The sequence below is a fragment of the Nonomuraea sp. NPDC049695 genome (genome assembly GCF_040674955.1).
GTDB lineage: Bacteria > Actinomycetota > Actinomycetes > Streptosporangiales > Streptosporangiaceae > Nonomuraea > Nonomuraea helvata.
In genome coordinates this window covers 55,507-70,668 of record NZ_JBFANV010000037.1, presented here as the reverse complement: position 1 = coordinate 70,668, position 15,162 = coordinate 55,507, and the positions used below count along the sequence as shown (strand labels likewise).

Annotated in this window: 17 protein-coding genes; 10 read left to right on the top strand and 7 right to left on the bottom strand. The window is 70.2% G+C overall.

Going from position 1 to position 15,162, the window contains the following annotated elements:
- Positions 1–29 precede the first annotated feature (29 nt).
- Both AB0J64_RS29185 and AB0J64_RS29180 read left to right on the top strand, forming a co-directional pair.
- On the top strand, positions 30–917 hold the full coding sequence (locus tag AB0J64_RS29185) for a sugar ABC transporter permease (protein ID WP_364033581.1): 888 nt from the start codon (positions 30–32) through the stop codon (positions 915–917).
- Position 918: 1 nt separating this feature from the next.
- Positions 919–1,809: a carbohydrate ABC transporter permease gene (locus AB0J64_RS29180; protein WP_364033511.1), complete on the top strand. Its 891-nt coding sequence runs from the start codon at positions 919–921 to the stop codon at positions 1,807–1,809.
- A 72-nt stretch (positions 1,810–1,881) separates the two neighbouring features.
- Here AB0J64_RS29180 and AB0J64_RS29175 read toward each other — a convergent pair whose 3' ends face one another.
- Positions 1,882–2,835, bottom strand: a complete 954-nt coding sequence (locus AB0J64_RS29175; protein WP_364033508.1) for a LysR family transcriptional regulator — start codon at positions 2,833–2,835, stop codon at positions 1,882–1,884.
- A gap of 70 nt (positions 2,836–2,905) precedes the next feature.
- Here AB0J64_RS29175 and AB0J64_RS29170 point away from each other — a divergent pair, with 70 nt between their 5' ends.
- On the top strand, positions 2,906–3,793 hold the full coding sequence (locus AB0J64_RS29170) for an NAD(P)H-binding protein (RefSeq protein WP_364033505.1): 888 nt from the start codon (positions 2,906–2,908) through the stop codon (positions 3,791–3,793).
- A 12-nt stretch (positions 3,794–3,805) separates the two neighbouring features.
- Here the strand turns inward: AB0J64_RS29170 and AB0J64_RS29165 are convergent, their stop codons facing one another.
- On the bottom strand, positions 3,806–4,165 hold the full coding sequence (locus AB0J64_RS29165) for a hypothetical protein (RefSeq protein ID WP_364033502.1): 360 nt from the start codon (positions 4,163–4,165) through the stop codon (positions 3,806–3,808).
- Between the two features lie 136 nt (positions 4,166–4,301).
- Between AB0J64_RS29165 and AB0J64_RS29160 the strand changes: the two genes are divergently transcribed.
- Together AB0J64_RS29160 and AB0J64_RS29155 are read left to right on the top strand one after the other, a co-directional pair.
- Positions 4,302–5,216: a hypothetical protein gene (locus AB0J64_RS29160; protein WP_364033499.1), complete on the top strand. Its 915-nt coding sequence runs from the start codon at positions 4,302–4,304 to the stop codon at positions 5,214–5,216.
- Entirely contained in the window at positions 5,213–6,307 is a 1,095-nt protein-coding gene (locus tag AB0J64_RS29155; protein WP_364033496.1) for a hypothetical protein, read from the top strand. The genes AB0J64_RS29160 and AB0J64_RS29155 overlap by 4 nt, the downstream gene beginning before the upstream one ends.
- Before the next feature lie 6 nt (positions 6,308–6,313).
- On the opposite strand, the gene AB0J64_RS29150 is transcribed toward AB0J64_RS29155, so the two are convergent.
- The gene (locus AB0J64_RS29150; RefSeq protein ID WP_364033493.1) at positions 6,314–6,754 is read right to left on the bottom strand and encodes an Lrp/AsnC family transcriptional regulator; all 441 of its coding nucleotides are present in this window, start codon (positions 6,752–6,754) and stop codon (positions 6,314–6,316) included.
- A 234-nt stretch (positions 6,755–6,988) separates the two neighbouring features.
- Between AB0J64_RS29150 and AB0J64_RS29145 the strand changes: the two genes are divergently transcribed.
- Entirely contained in the window at positions 6,989–7,129 is a 141-nt protein-coding gene (locus tag AB0J64_RS29145) for a hypothetical protein (RefSeq protein WP_364033489.1), read from the top strand.
- Positions 7,122–7,448 (top strand): AzlD domain-containing protein, encoded by a 327-nt coding sequence (locus tag AB0J64_RS29140; protein WP_364033486.1) that lies wholly within the window; start codon positions 7,122–7,124, stop codon positions 7,446–7,448. The genes AB0J64_RS29145 and AB0J64_RS29140 overlap by 8 nt, the downstream gene beginning before the upstream one ends.
- Positions 7,449–7,472: 24 nt before the next feature.
- Here the strand turns inward: AB0J64_RS29140 and AB0J64_RS29135 are convergent, their stop codons facing one another.
- Complete coding sequence (locus AB0J64_RS29135) at positions 7,473–7,652, bottom strand: hypothetical protein (RefSeq protein WP_364033484.1); 180 nt, start codon at positions 7,650–7,652, stop codon at positions 7,473–7,475.
- Between the two features lie 108 nt (positions 7,653–7,760).
- Here AB0J64_RS29135 and AB0J64_RS29130 point away from each other — a divergent pair, with 108 nt between their 5' ends.
- Entirely contained in the window at positions 7,761–8,234 is a 474-nt protein-coding gene (locus AB0J64_RS29130; RefSeq protein ID WP_364033481.1) for a MarR family transcriptional regulator, read from the top strand.
- A gap of 6 nt (positions 8,235–8,240) precedes the next feature.
- Here AB0J64_RS29130 and AB0J64_RS29125 read toward each other — a convergent pair whose 3' ends face one another.
- The gene (locus tag AB0J64_RS29125; protein WP_364033478.1) at positions 8,241–8,756 is read right to left on the bottom strand and encodes an XdhC family protein; all 516 of its coding nucleotides are present in this window, start codon (positions 8,754–8,756) and stop codon (positions 8,241–8,243) included.
- A gap of 92 nt (positions 8,757–8,848) precedes the next feature.
- Entirely contained in the window at positions 8,849–9,583 is a 735-nt protein-coding gene (locus tag AB0J64_RS29120) for a dienelactone hydrolase family protein (protein ID WP_364033475.1), read from the bottom strand.
- A 234-nt stretch (positions 9,584–9,817) separates the two neighbouring features.
- Here AB0J64_RS29120 and AB0J64_RS29115 point away from each other — a divergent pair, with 234 nt between their 5' ends.
- Positions 9,818–10,864: a glycosyl hydrolase 53 family protein gene (locus AB0J64_RS29115; protein ID WP_364033472.1), complete on the top strand. Its 1,047-nt coding sequence runs from the start codon at positions 9,818–9,820 to the stop codon at positions 10,862–10,864.
- 16 nt (positions 10,865–10,880) lie between these two features.
- Complete coding sequence (locus AB0J64_RS29110) at positions 10,881–13,409, top strand: sugar-binding domain-containing protein (RefSeq protein WP_364033469.1); 2,529 nt, start codon at positions 10,881–10,883, stop codon at positions 13,407–13,409.
- Positions 13,410–13,460: 51 nt separating this feature from the next.
- On the opposite strand, the gene AB0J64_RS29105 is transcribed toward AB0J64_RS29110, so the two are convergent.
- A complete protein-coding gene (locus AB0J64_RS29105; RefSeq protein WP_364033466.1) occupies positions 13,461–15,158 on the bottom strand; it encodes a CBM35 domain-containing protein in 1,698 nt (565 codons plus the stop codon).
- Between the last annotated feature and the right edge of the window lie 4 nt (positions 15,159–15,162).

Genomic DNA, 15,162 nt, shown 5'->3' with positions numbered 1-15,162 from the left:
CCCCTGTCCCCGCCAGGGGGAGCGCGTCCCTGACCGCCGCGCCGGGCGGCCAGGGACGCGGCCTGGCCTGGCTGGCCGTGCCGGCCCTGCTGCTCTTCGTCGCGTTCGCCGTGATCCCGCTCATCGGGGTCTTCGTGCTCAGCTTCACCTCCTGGGACGGGCTCGGCGAGATCCGCCCGGCCGGCTTCGACAGCTGGCGGGCCGTTCTCAGCGATCCCGGCCTCCCGCACGCGCTGTGGGTGACGTTCCTGGTCATCGCCCTGTCGTGGGCGGTGCAGACTCCGGCGAGCATCCTGCTCGGCACGTTCCTGGCCGGCTTCCAGCGCTACCGCGCGGTGCTCTCGGTGGTGTACTTCATCCCGCTCCTGCTCAGCTCGGCCGCCATCGCGATCACGTACAAGGCGCTGCTCGACCCGAACTTCGGGCTCGGCGCCGGACTGGGGATCCCGATCCTCGTGCAGGACTGGCTCGGCGAACCGGTCCTCGCCTTCAGCGTCGTGATCTTCGTGGTGTCGTGGCAGTTCATCCCGTTCCACTCGCTGATCTACCAGGGCGGCGTGCGCCAGATCCCGCGCTCGATGTACGAGGCCGCCGAGATCGACGGCGCCGGCCGAGTGCGCATGTTCTTCAGCATCACCCTGCCCCAGCTCAAGTACACGATCATCACGTCCTCGACCCTGATGGTCGTGGGCTCGCTGGTCTTCTTCGACCTGATCTTCGTGCTCACCGCGGGCGGCCCCGGTGACGCCACCCGGGTGCTCGCGCTGGAGATGTACAAGAGGGGCTTCCAGGCCAACCTGATGGGCCCGGCGAGCGCGATCGCCGTCATCCTCGTCCTGGTGGGCCTGGTGCTGGCACTGCTGCTGCGCCGGCTCGGCGGCCGCAACTCGAGCCACAGCCAGCTGGAAGGGGCCTGACATGGCGACGACCCTCGCGAAGGACTCCTCGCAGGCCGCGGCGAAGCACGACACCGCCCACCCCAAAGGGGTGACGCGCCGCCCCAACTGGCTGGGCGGCGCGATCGCCTGGCTCTGGCTGGCGGTCGTGGTCGTGCCGATCTACTGGATCATCATCACCAGCTTCAAGTCGCAGAGCAACTACTACGCCGAGAACCCTCTCGTGCCGCCGTCCGAGCCCACGCTGGCCAACTACCAGATGGTCATCGAGTCGGACTTCATCCGGTACTTCATCAACAGCGTCATCGTCACGGTCGGCGCGGTCGTGCCCGCCGTGGCGGTGTCGTTCATGGCGGCGTACGCGATCGTCCGCAGCGGCAGGGGGCGGTTCCTGCGCTGGTCGAACTCGACGTTCCTCATGGGCCTGGCCATCCCGCACCAGGCGACGGTCATCCCGATCTATCTGATCATCATCAAGCTCCACCTCTACGACACGCTGCTGGCGCTGATCCTGCCGTCGATCGCGTTCGCGATCCCGCTGTCGGTGCTGGTGCTGTCGAACTTCATCAGGGACGTGCCCAAGGAGCTGTTCGAGTCGATGCGGCTGGACGGCGCGAGCGAGATGGGCACGCTCTGGAACCTGGCGCTGCCTCTCACCAGACCGGCCGTGGTGACGGTGACCATCTACAACGCGCTGACGATCTGGAACGGCTTCCTGCTGCCGCTGATCCTCACGCAGAGCCCCGAGCAGCGCACGCTGCCGCTGGCCCTGTGGACCTTCCAGGGCCAGTACAGCATCAACGTGCCCGCGGTGCTCGCCTCCGTCGTCCTGACCTCGCTGCCCATCCTGATCCTGTACGTGGTGGGCCGCCGCCAGCTGCTGGCCGGCCTGACCGCCGGGTTCGGCAAGTGACGGCCGCCTGAGAATCCCGGCCGCCCGAGGGAAATCCCACCCTCGGGCGGCCGTCTCGCCTTTCGCGGTGTTTCAGCTGGCCGCCTTCTGAGATGTTTCCGCTCCCGCCTGAGCGGTTTCCGCGACCGAAACGGCCGCGCGTACGAAGGCGGCGACCGCGGCCGAGCGCATGTCCTGTGGCCAGGCGACGGCCAGGGTGGCCGGCTCGAGGTCGCTGACCGGCCGATAGGCGATCTCGGGCCACGCGTAGCGGCGCGTCACCCAGGCGGGGAGGAGGCAGACGATGTCGCCCAGCTCGATCAGCCTGAAGGCCTGTGTCAGGTCCGTGGCCACCTGCCGGCTCCCGGCGACGAGCCCGCGGTGCGCCGTCCGCGGCGGCTCCCCTGTGCTGCCTGTGCTGTCGATCGCGGCGGCGGACAGGTCCTGGTCGGCGGGCGTTCCGTCGGGGAGCTTCCTGCCGGCCAGGTCGGCCAGCCGCAGGCATGACCGTGCGGCCAGCGGATCGGTCGCCGCCAGGGCGGCCAGGCGAGGCTCGGTGAGCAGCGGCTCGACGTCCAGGCCGCGCTCGTCGAAGGGACTGACCAGCAGCCCGACGTCGGCTCGCCCGTCACGCAGCGCCTGCGCCTGCTCGCCCCGCCCGCCCAGCACCAGCTCCACCGCGATCGCCGCTTGCTCGTGCTGGTAGGCGGAGAGGATCTGCGGCAGCAGTCCGCCGTCGTTGTCCGCTTTGAGCGCGAGCCGGAGCCGCGGCGCGGCCTGGCCGGCGTGCCGGGCCCGACGGCCGGCCGCGGAGACCGCGTCGAGCGCGGTCCGGGCATCCCGCAGGAAGCCCTCCCCGGCCGTCGTGAGCGTGACGTGGCGCGTGGTGCGCTCGAACAACCGCACGCCCAGGTGGCGTTCCAGCTCGCGGATGGCACGGGAGAGCGGGGGCTGCGCCATGCCCAGGCGCTCGGCGGCGCGGCCGAAGTGGAGCTCCTCCGCGACCGCGACGAAGTACCGGAGCTGTCGAACCTCCAGGTCATTCATACCTGCAGAGTATCAATGGCGATCGGATCGGTCCTTCAGGTGCGGCGTCGGAGCCGCTTGACTGAGCCACATGATCGTCATCACCACTCCCACCGGCCAGATCGGCCGGCAGGTTCTCGACAACCTCCTGGACAGCGCCGAGGCGATCCGCGTGATCGCGCGCGATCCCTCCCGCCTCGCCCCGCGCGTACGCGAACGGGTCGAGGTCGTGCCGGGCCCGCACAACGACCTCGGCGTCCTCACCGAGGCGTTCGCCGGCGCCGACTCCGTCTTCTGGGTCCTGCCCCCCGACCCCAGGGCCGCGAGCGTCGAGGGCCACTGCCTGAGCTTCACCCAGCCGCTGTGCGAGGCCCTTGTGAGTCAGGGCGTCCGGCGTGTCGTCGGCGTCTCGACCCTGGGCCGCGGGGTGGCCGAGAACGCCGGGCAGATATCCGCGGCGCTGGCCATGGACGAGCTGATCGAGAAGACCGGCGTCAGCTACCGGGCCCTGGAGATGCCGGGCTTCATGGAGAACATGCTCCGGCAGATCGAGCCGATCAGGAGCCAGGGCGCGTTCTTCCTGCCGATGTCGGGGGATCGCAAGCTCCCGTCCTGCGCCACCCGCGACATCGCGGCCGTCGCGGCCGAGCTGCTGCTCGACGACTCCTGGAGCGGGCAGGAAGGCGTCCCGGTCCTCGGGCCCGAAGACCTGTCCGCCCACGACATGGCGGAGATCATGTCGGAGGTGCTGGAGAGACCGGTCCGTTTCCAGCAGGTCCCCGGCGACGCCTACAAGGCCACCCTCATGGGGCACGGGATGAGCGAGGCCTGGGCCCAGGGCATGATCGACATGTCCGCCGAGGTGGAGCGGGGCATCTACGACGGCGCCCGGTCACGCGCCCCGCGCCCCACCACGCCCACCAGCTTCCGCCAATGGTGTGAGGAGGTGCTCAAGCCGGCGTTCTCGCAGTCACCGTGACGGCACCGCCCCTCACCGGGAGGCCAGCCACCGCCAGCGCGGCAGCTCCAGGACGATGGTGACCAGGGCCAGTACGGACACCAGGGCGGCGGCGAACACGTGCCACGCGGCCCACGCCGCCGCCACCGCGGCCACGAGTTGCACAAGAACCAGCAGGATCGTCACCGGGCCCGGGACCGCGACGATCACGTTGCGCTTGTCGCCCGGCGTGGACAGCAGCGTCGGCAGCCCGATCAGCACCACGACCGACAGCACGGCCAGCAGCACGGAGTGGGGGGCGAGCGCCCATGGGGTCGCGACCCAGGCGATCAGCTCGGTGGCGAACCGGAACGCGGACGCGACACGGTCGTCCGGGCGCGGAGCGGAGGACATGTGCGTAATGTACCGTTCCCGCCCACGTGTCCCCGAAGCAGCCGTCCCTTGAGTAGGGGGTTACTCTTGTGCCCCCTACCTGGGGGGCCGATTCTGAGGCTGCGGAAGGAAACGGCGACGTTCCCCAGGGGGATTCATGACGCCTTCGCGGACACGCATCCTCATCATGGCCGGCATCCTCGGCCTCGTGGCGGTCCTCGGGATCGCCTGGCTGGCCGGCGTCGCCACGAGCGGCGGCACGGAGCCGGTGGCGGACACCGGGACGAACGCGCCCACGGGCGACGCCGACGCCCCGGATGGCTCCACGGACACGCCGGACGGCTCGACCGGCGAGGACGCGCCCGGCCGGGACACGGGCGACGACACGGGCGACGACAACGCCGAGCAGCCCAACGGCGGCGGCTCCACACCGCAGGCGTCGCGCAACACCCGTCGCGGCGTCCACTGGAACGGCGTGCGCCTCGACGGCTCCCCCGGCGACGACGGATGCATCACGATCATCAACAAGACCTCCACCGTCGGGACGATCGAGTCCGTCTCCTTCACCGTGGAGTCGGGCCCCGGCCGCGCCACCGCCCGATCGGCCCCCGGCCACTGCGAACCCACCGGCGACCCCCTCTGCCAGGGCGTCACACTGAGGCCCGGCTCCCAGTGCCTCGCCGGGGCGATCATCACGGGTGACGCCTCGGACAAGCCGTACGTCATCCAGGCCGTGGTCCGCTTCCGGTACGTGTGCGTCAACGTCGAGGACGCGCCCTGCGACGAGGTCCGCGACTGGGGCGGCCGGCCGCCGACGGCGGAGGCGCCGGTGGTGGTGACCGGCACGACGGCCAACAACGTCCCCCGGTTCGAGTTCTACGTCGGCGGCTCCGACACCTCGGACAATGGAGACGGTTCGAGCACCTCCCCTGAGCCGGAGCCGGACGGCACGGGCACCTCCACCGAGGACTCGGGCTCCTCGGAGGAGGACTCGGGCACGCAGGACGACGGGTCCGGCACCTCGGACGACGGCGCGACCGGCGCGGACCCGGCCACGACTCCGGAGGGATGATGACGCCTGCCGCGCCCGAGCCCACCCCGGCAGCGCAAGGGCAGACGCCGCCCGCCCAAGGGCCCGTGCCGACGCCCGTGCCCGCGAGCGGAACCGCGGCCGGGCACCCCGCCGCGGACGGCACGACGACGCCCGACGGACACGAGACGAGCAGCGGACACGAGACCAGAAGCGGACACGAGACGCGCCGCGAGCAGGAGACAAGCGGCGAGCAGGAGGCGGCGGGTGGGCAGGAGGCGATCTCCGCGCGGGTCCGGAAGCTCGCCGAGGCCGTGGGACCCACCACGCTGGCGACCGCGCTGCTCATCTACTTCGGCTACCTGGCCACCCGCGCCCGCTTCGAGTTCTTCGGCGTCTCCCTGGACATGACGGGCCTGTCCAACCAGAGCCTGCTGCTCTACGGCCTCGAGGTCGTGTACGTGCCGGCCGCGCTGATCTGCCTCGGCGCGCTGCTGGTCATCGGCGTCCACGCCGCCGTGTCCTGGCAGCTCGCCCGCCACCCCGGAGACGTCGCCAACACGTTCCTGGCCGCCGGCATCGCGCTCGTCGGCCTGCTGCTGATCGGCCGCGCGATGATCGGCATCTTCCTCCAGGATCCCAGCACCAGCGTCGAGATCGGGCCGACCCCGTTCGCCCTGGCGTTCGGTCCCGCCACTCTGGTGTACGGGATCCACGTCCACGGCAAGAACCGCGGCCGCCCGCTCATGTCACCACGCCTGGCCAGGAACGGCGTGCTGAGCGCGCTGGGCCTGGCCGTCGCGGGCCTGTTCTGGGCCTCGACCCAGGTCGCCTTCGCCTTCGGCACCGGTCTCGGCGAGGAGGACGCGCAGCAACTGGGCCGGCGCGCCGAGGTCATCCTCGACGTGAAGGAACCGCTGCAGGACCTCCCTGCCGGCATCACGCACATCACCCTCACCGCGACCGGCAAGGACCCGAGCTTCGCCCACCGCTACCGCGGCTTCCGGCTGCTCCTCGCCTCCGGCGGCCGGCTCTTCCTGGTCCCCCCGAAGTGGCAGCAGGGCCGCGACCAGACGATCGTGGTCCCGTACGACAACAGCATCCGCATCCAGCTCATCCCGCAGCAGCCGTGACCCCGCCTACAGGGCCGGCTTGACGTTCTTCATGGTGAAGTGCGAGGTGATGCCCCTGACGCGCGGGATGGTCATGACGTGCTGGCTGAGGAAGGTCTCGTAGGCGGCCAGGTCGGCGACGGCCACGCGTACGAAGTAGTCGGGGCTGCCGAACAGGCGGCGCAGCTCAAGGACCTCCTCGGCCTGCGCCAGGGCCTGCTCGAAGCGCTCGACCGTCTCCGCGTCCTGGGCGTCGAGGGTGAGGTCGATCAGGACCTCGAAGGAGCGGCCCACGGCGGCGGGGTCGATGACGGCCCGGTAGCCGCGGATGACGCCCTCGGCCTCCAACCGCTGGACGCGCCGCAGGCACGGCCCGGTGGTGAGGCCGACCCGGCCGGCCAACTCGACGTTCGTCAGCCGCCCGTCCCGCTCCAGCTCGGCGATGATTGCTCTGTCGATCGCATCCATGAAAGAAGATTGCACCACAGCCAGCATCATGAGCAATATTCGCAACCACATGTCGCGCGTTCCGCGAGACCATGGTGGGGTGCGACATGACGTTCCGACCCTGATGACCGCCCCGGCTCCGGCCCGGGCCGCGGCCACCCGCCGCCGGTAGATCGCCGCGGGGGTGCGCGACTCACCCTGGACGCGTTCCGCTCCCGCCGCGAGATCCCCTCGGCGCTGCTGGCGGGGGCGAGCGTGGCGGTCGCCCTCGTCCTCACCCCGGGCGTCGCCATGTTCACCGCGCTGCTGCTCTGCGTCGCCCTGCTGCTGGCCCGCCACGCGCTCACCGCCCGCCGGGCCGCCCCGCAACCTGTCCGGGAGGCCGCCGATGCCTAGCACCGCCTACCTCGTCGCGGTCCTGGCGATCGTCTTCACGATCACCCTCGCCCTGCGCGCCGCCCCCTTCGCGGTGCTGCGCACGCTGCGCACCTCGGCGATCGTGCAGCGGCTGTCGGCGTGGATGCCGGTGGGCATCCTGGCGATCCTCGCCGTGACGGCCCTGCACGGCACCATCGCCGCCGAGCCGCAGGCGACGCTGTACGCGCTCCTCGCCGTCGCCGTCACCGCGGGCGTCCACCTCGCCTTCGGCCGCCGCACGATCCTGAGCGTCGGGATCGGCACCGCCGTCTACGTCGTCCTCGTCAACGCCTTCTGACGTCCGTACGCGCCCGCGGCGTCATCAGGAGTAGAAGTGCATGGCGATGGCCAGCCCGACCACGTGCGTGAGCACCACGATGACGATCAGAGAGATGAAGATGAACTTGGCCGGGCCGTGCTCGAAGTGTTTGCCCTCCTTCAAGGGACGCAGCTCGGCCTGACGCTCGGCGATGCGATCCTCCAGCGGCTTGCGGTGAAACACGAAGACATCCCTCCAGGGCCGGCCCCAGGCGATTTGCCTGGCAACTATTTGTAGGCTATTAGTTTGTACACAAAGTAAGTTACCAGGCGCAGCGGGAGGTGCCTGCACATGGAGCCTGTGAGAGAGGCAACAGATCTTCTGGCGCTGGACCGGCAGGTGTGCTTCGCCCTGAGCATCGCCTCGCGCAGCGTGATCGGCCTGTACCGGCCGCTGCTCCAGCCCATGGGGCTGACCCACCCGCAATACCTGGCCATGCTCGCGCTCTGGCAGCACGAGCCCCTGTCGGTCAAGGAGCTGGGCGAGCTGCTGCGGCTCGACCCGGGCACCCTGTCGCCCCTGCTCAAGCGGCTGCAGGCCCTCGGCTACATCCACCGCGAACGCAACAGCAAGGACGAACGCTCCCTGGCCGTGACCCTCACCCCCGCCGGCAGAGAGCTGAGAGCGCAGGCGGAGAAGATCCCGCCCGCCATCGTGGCCCGTCTCGGCATGGACATCGACGAGCTACAGGGCCTGCACCAGATGCTGATGCGGGTGATCGCGGCGACACGTGGCGCCGACGACCCCGAGCCGCAGGACGACTGAGAACCCCTAGAAGAGGAAGCCGCCGGGGCGGCCGTTGCGGTCGGCGATCAGGCCGGCCAGGGTGGCGACGGCGATCTCCGGTGGCGTGCGCGAGCCGATGTTGAGCCCGATGGGCCGGTGCACCCGGGCGATCTCCTCCGGCGGCACGCCGAGGTCGGCCAGCGCCCGCACGTGCGGTGCCACGTGGCGGGCGCTGCCCATGATGCCGATCCACCGGACAGGGAACTTGAGCACGTCGCGGAGAACCGGCCCGATCTCCTCGCGGTGATGGTCGGTGAGCACCACATCGGCCGCGGCGTCGAGATAGTCGCCGAGCTCGGTCACCACGGTGAACCCGCCGACGCGGCGCTCAGGGTCGGGCTCCAGGAGGATCGGGCGGAAGCCGAGCTCGGCCCCGAACCTCAGCAGGCAGTCGGCCACCGGAGAGGCGAAGACGGCGACCAGCGTCCGCCCGGCGAGCTCGCCAGGAGCCTCGTGATGGGCCACCTCACACGCCGGGTCCTCGTCATGGGTGTGGGTCATATCCGCAGTCTGACATGACCGCACCCGCGAGGTCAGGTTCGCGGGGCGCGGTGAAGCCGCCTCCGATCGCGTGAGGACGGCAACGCGGCGCCCTAGGCGTGGTTCGCGACGTGTTCGTCGAAGAAGTCGAAGGTACGCTGCCACGCGTCGTCCGCCGCGGCGCGGACGAGGCCGTGACGCAGCGGGAACAGCGCGAGTTTCGCGACGGGGTGGTGGCCGTCGGTCATGAAGGAGTGCCCGGCGTCCGGATAGATCTCGACGTCGTGCTCGATGCCGAGCGCCCGCATGTGCTCCTGCAGCCGCCTGCCGTGCGGCCCGAAGCCTTGGTCACGGCCGCCGTAGGAGCCCACGACCGGGCACACCGACCGCAACTCCTCCCTGTCAGGGGGAACCGCGCCGTAGTTTACCGACGCGGCTCGCACGCCGGGCGGCGCGCTCGCCGCGTACGCGAGGGCGAACCCGCCGCCCATGCAGAATCCGATCACCCCGAGCCGATCACCGTCGACGTCCTCGCGGCCGGCCAGCCATTGCCGGGTCGCGTCGATGTCGGCGGCCGGCCGGCCCGGCTTGCCGGTGACGAACTGGTGCATCGCCCGCGACAGACACCCGATCCTGGTGCCGTGGCTGTACAGATCCGGCAGGATCGCCGCATAGCCATGCTCGGCGAACAGGTCCACCACATCCAGCATGTCCGGTTCGACGCCATAGATTTCGTGTAACACCACGACCCCCGGCCATCCGGCCGCGGGCGCGGTCCCGTCAGGCAGTGCCAACGTCCCCGCCAGTGAACTGGCGTCGGGCAGCGAAATGCGCACATCTTCTCTCATCAGCACTCCTTGGCCGCTTTCCTCAACGAAACGCAACGTAGCGAAGTTCGAGCGCCCCCGGCGCATGAAATTTTCACCGCGCGCGCCGTCGGCCTCCCTGGTCAGCCGCGCGTTCCCGCCACATCACCGGTGAGCGTTCTTGACGCTCCCCAGACAGGTTCTTACGGTTAAACCGTTTTAACCCTCCCTGTTACCGCTAACACAGCCGCCAGGCCCGGCGAAGGGAACTCGCTCATGGCAGAGATGCGCACATCCGTACCCGCCGAGCTGAGCAGGCGCGCCGTGCTCCTCGGCACGGCCGCCACCGCCGGCGCCCTCGCGCTGGGCGTGGGCACCGGCACGCGGGAGGCAGGAGCGGCGAGCTTCGTCAAGGGCGCCGACATCAGCTGGATGCCCCAGATGGAGGCGCAGGGCCGCACCTGGCGCAACAGCGCGGGGGCCACGCAGGACCTGTTCACCATCCTCAAGGGGTACGGCATCACCGCGATCCGCCTGCGGACCTGGGTCAACCCCTCGAGCGACCCGGTGGCCGGGCACTGCGGCATCGATGAGACCGCCGCGATGGCCGTACGCTGCAAGAACGCGGGGCTGGCCGTGCTCGTCGACTATCACTTCGGCGACACCTGGAACTCGGTCGGCGTGCAGAACCCGCCCGCGGCGTGGGCCTCGATGAGCTACAGCCAGATGCTCGACGCGATGTACGACTACGTCTTCCACACGATGAACGTGCTCAAGTACAACAACGTCACCCCGGCATGGGTGCAGATCGGCAACGAGACCAACTCGGGCATCTGCAAGCCGGTCGGCAGCATCAGCCGGCCCGCCCAGATGACCGGCTTGCTCAACGCCGCGTACGACATGGTCAAGCAGGTCTTCCCGAGCACGCCGGTGCTGGTGCACCTGGCCCAGCCGCAGAACCTCGGCAGCATCCAGAACTTCCTCAACGCCTACCGCGACAATGGCGGCAGGTGGGACATCACCGGGCTCTCCTCCTACGCCCAGGGCTCCAACGTCTCGCCGGTGCTGGCCAACATGCACACCATCCAGACCTCCTATGGCAAGCCGGTCATGCACGTCGAGTACGGCGGGCCGCTGAACAAGCCGGCCCAGGTACGCGACTCGCTGCGGGCCTTCATCACCGGCCTGAAGAGCTTCGGCGGCCTGGGCACCTTCTACTGGGAGCCGGAGGTCTACTCGCCGTTCGCCACGTACGGCAGCGGGGCGTGGGATCCCGCCACCCTTCGCCCGACCGCGGCCATGGACGGATTCCTCAATGTCTGACTCAGGACAGCCGGCAGTGCGGCGAAGGACGGTGCTGGCCGCCGCCGGCGCCCTTGCCCTGGGCGCGGCGGGCCTCACCACGGCCGGCGAGGCGGCGGGCGCGACGGCGAGCAGCCGGGTGGTCCACAACCTCAACCCGGACTGGCGCTTCATCAAGCAGGACGTGGCGAACGCGCACACGACCTCGTTCGACGACTCCGCCTGGGCGACCGTGAGCGTCCCGCACACCTTCAACGACGTGGACTCCTTCGACAACTACATCACCAGTTCCGGGGAGTCCGCCGTGGCGATGCAGCCGGTCTGGTACCGGAAACGTTTTACCTTGCCGGCCGGGCAGGCCGGGCAGAAGGTGCTGCTGGAGTTCGAGGGCGTCCGGCAGGCGGCCACGGTGTACGTCAACGGCACCCAGGTCGGCCTGTACGAATACGGTGTCACGCCGTTCGGCTTCGACATCACCGCCCAGGTGCGCTTCGGCGCCGAGAACGTCATCGCGATCAAGGCCGACAACACCAAATGGCGGCCCGAGCAGGCCACCGGCACGGCGTTCCAGTGGGACACCCGCGACTTCAACCCCACCTACGGCGGGCTGACCCGCAACGTGCGCATGTACGTGCTGCCCAAGACGTACTTCACGCTGCCGCTCTACACGAATCTGCGGACCGTGGGTACCTACGTCTACCCGAGCGCCGTGAACGTCTCCGGCGCGACGGCGACCGTCAACGTCGAGGCCCAGGTCAGGAACGAGCTGACCACCGCCCGCACCGTCACCGTCTCCGCGAACGTCATCCAGGCCGACGGCCAGGTACGCGCGACCATCCCCGGGTCGCCGGTCACCCTGGCCGCCGGGCAGACGCAGATCGTCAAGCTGTCGCAGCGGATCAGCCAGCTGCGCTTCTGGCAGCCCGGCAGGCCGTATCTCTACACCGTGGAGGTCGTCCTGTCCGAGGGCGACACGGTGATCGACGCGTACCCGATCGTCACCGGCTTCCGCAAGACCGAGTTCAGGGGCGGCGCCACCAGCGGTGGCGTCTACATCAACGACAACCCTGTCTTCCTGACCGGGTACGCCGTCCGCGCCACCAACGAGTGGGCCGCGATCGGCGCGGCCGTACCGGAGTGGATGACGCACCTCGACGGCGAGATGATCCGCGACAGCAACGCCAACCTGATCCGCTGGATGCACGTCGCCGCCACGCCGGCGAACATCCGCATGACCGACCGGTACGGCATCGTGTCCGTCCAGCCCGCCGGGGACAAGGAGTCCGACGTCACCGGACGCCAGTGGGACCAGCGGGTCGAGCTCATGCGGGACGTGCTCGTCTACTTCCGCAACAGCCCCAGCATCCTGTTCTGGGAGGCCGGCAACAACTGGATCACCGCCGAGCACATGCGCCAGATGACCGACCTGCGCAAGACCTGGGACCCGAACGGCGGGCGGGCGATGGGCTGCCGGGCCATCTCCGACGACGCCGCCTACGGCGGGACGGCGGCGGTGGACGCCGCCGAGTACGTCGGCACCATGCTCAACCGGCACTATTCGGTCTACGCCCGCGACCGCAAGCCCATCATCGAGTGCGAATACACGCGTGACGAGGCGCCGCGGCGCGTCTGGGACAACTACTCTCCCCCGGACTTCGGCTACGTGACCGGGCCGGACGTGACCTACCACCTCACGTCCGAGGACTTCGCCGGACCGCACGCCGCCGCCACCCGCTACGAGTTCTGGGGGCAGCGCATCCAGGGCCCCGGCGACCGCCGCTACTCCGGCGCCGCCGCCCTCATCTGGGCCGACTCCAACCAGCACGGCCGCCAGTACAACTGGGAGTGCGCCCGCCTGTCCGGCCGGGTCGACGCGGTCCGCATCCCCAAGGAGTCGCTGCACACCTACCGCGTCATGCAGAGCCCGACCCCGGACATCCACGTCATCGGGCACTGGACGTATCCCGCCGGCACCGTCAAGACCGTGTACGTCATGGCCTCCGCGCACGTGCGCCGGGTCCGGTTACTCGTCAACGGCACCCCGGTGGGCGACGACACCTCCGCGACCCAGGACTTCCTGTACTCCTTCTCCGGTGTCGCCTGGCAGTCCGGCACGATCACCGCCGTCGGCTACGACGCGGCCGGCCAGGAGGTCGTCCGCGCCTCCAAGACCACCGCCGGTGCCGCCACCGCGCTCAAGCTGACGCCGCGCACCGCGCCCGGCGGGCTGCGCGCGGACGGCAGCGACATCGCCTTCTTCGACGTCGAGGCGGTGGACGCGCAGGGCCGCCGGATGCCCACCCACCAGGCCCGCGTCGACTTCACCCTCACCGGCCCCGCCACCTTCCTGGGCGGCTTCAACCCCGGCAAGCCGGGCAGCGTCCACAAGCCGTACCTGGACACCGAGGCGGGCGTCAACCGGGTCTTCGTCCGGGCCGCCCGCACGCCGGGGACCATCACCCTGCGTGCCACCGCGGCCGGCCTGACGGCCGCCACCGCGAGCGTCACCTCGAGCGCGTTCACCGTGAGCGACGGCCTGACCACCCAGATGCCCGCCACGTACTGACGAGGCCATCGCGGCGATCCGGCGCGGTGGCGCCGGATCGCCAGGGTCAGGTCAGGTGAGCTGGATGTAGTCGAGTTCGGCGTATCCCGTGCCGCCCGCGAAGTACGGCGAGCCCTTGGCCAGGCGGATCACGTTGTAGCCGGCCTTGAGGGTGACGGTGGTGCTGACCGTGGCGCCGAACTGCCCCCACCCCGAGGTGGGCGGGTAGCTGACAGTGGTCCACGAGCCGCCGTTGTAGGCCAGCCCCTGGGTCGCCGTGGCGCCGGTGCCGTTGGCGTACCCGATGGTCATCGTGTACGAGCGCGCGGTGGGCACGTTCACCACGAAGTCGACGTAGCTGTCGGTGCGCGGCGTGCCCGAGTTGTCGATCCGGCCGACGTAGCCGCCGTCCGACGCGCTGGAGGCGCTCAGCCGCTGGGCGCGGAACACGGAGGCGTTCTCGGCCTCGTACCGCTGCTGGTAGGAGGGCACCCCACTGGCCGGCTCGACGGTGAGCTGGTAGCCGCTGGTGGCCACCATGTTGGGCACGGACACGCTGAGCTGCCCGCCGCTGACCGTCCGGGTCGTCGTGGAGATCGTGGTGGGCGCGGTGACGGCGGTGAAGCGGCCGCTGGCCGGGGTGGACGAGAGGGTGACGCGGACGCTTGAGCCGAGCGCGCCGAGGCCCGTGAGGTTGACGGTGTTGGTGCCGGACTCGTTGCCGAACACCACGTTGACGGTCTTGCGGGTGCCGTCGTAGGAGGCGAACCCGTCCAGCCCGGTCTGCGTGGTCGACGTCGTCGTCACCATGTTCCCGGCCATGTCGCCGTACCACTTGTACAGCCACCAGGTGCCGGTGGGCTGGTTGTTGTTGACGACCAGGCCGTTCATGGTGCCGTACTCGTACCAGAAGGCCCGGTGCGCGGACTCCACGCCGCCGCGCTCGAACTTGGCGACGTAGCTGGCGATCCGGCCGGGGACGTCCACCTCGCTGGTGGCGGCGTACTCGTTGATGGAGATGCGGCGCGGGCTGATGCCGAGCGAGGCCTCCAGGTTGCGGTAGTCGGCGATGTCGCCGGCGATCCTGGCGGGGTCCACCAGCTCGTGCCAGCAGATGATGTCGGGCAGCGTGCCGGTGTTCTTGGCGTTGGTGAGGAACGACTGCATCCACGAGCGGTTGTAGGTGGCGGTGCTGGGGCCGACGACGGGCGTCAGCGTGTCGAGCGCGCGCACCGCGCGGTACGTGCGCACCCAGCCGTCGTTGAAGGCGCCCGCGGCGGAGGTGTTCCACGTCCAGTCGGGCTCGTTCCAGAGCTCCCAGCCGAGGACGTTCGTGACCGTCGTGGCCGACAGCCGGGCGTTGACCATGGTGTTGACCTTGGCCAGCCAGTCGTTCCAGCTCACCCACCTGTACGGGAAGTCAGGGTAGATGTCCGGCATCCGGATGAACTCGCCCGCCCCGACCCGGGTGGCCTGCGGCGCCACCAGCAGGGAGTCGCCGCCGGGCGGCTGGCCGTTGGGGCGCTGGCCGACGCCGGGCGCGGGCTGGGTGAGGGAGCTCACCTTGATCGGGAGGAGGGTGGAGTCGGCCGGGCGGGAGTTCTCGGCCAGGCCGTACAGGCCGCCGGAGGCGACGTGGGTGACCGGCCTGAACGGCTGCGCGACGTTGACGTTCAGCGTCGCGCCCGCCGCCGCGGCCGGGTGTGCGGTGGTCACCAGGGCGGTGGCCGTGGTGACCAGGGCTAAGGCGAGCACTCGGATTCGGGACATCGTG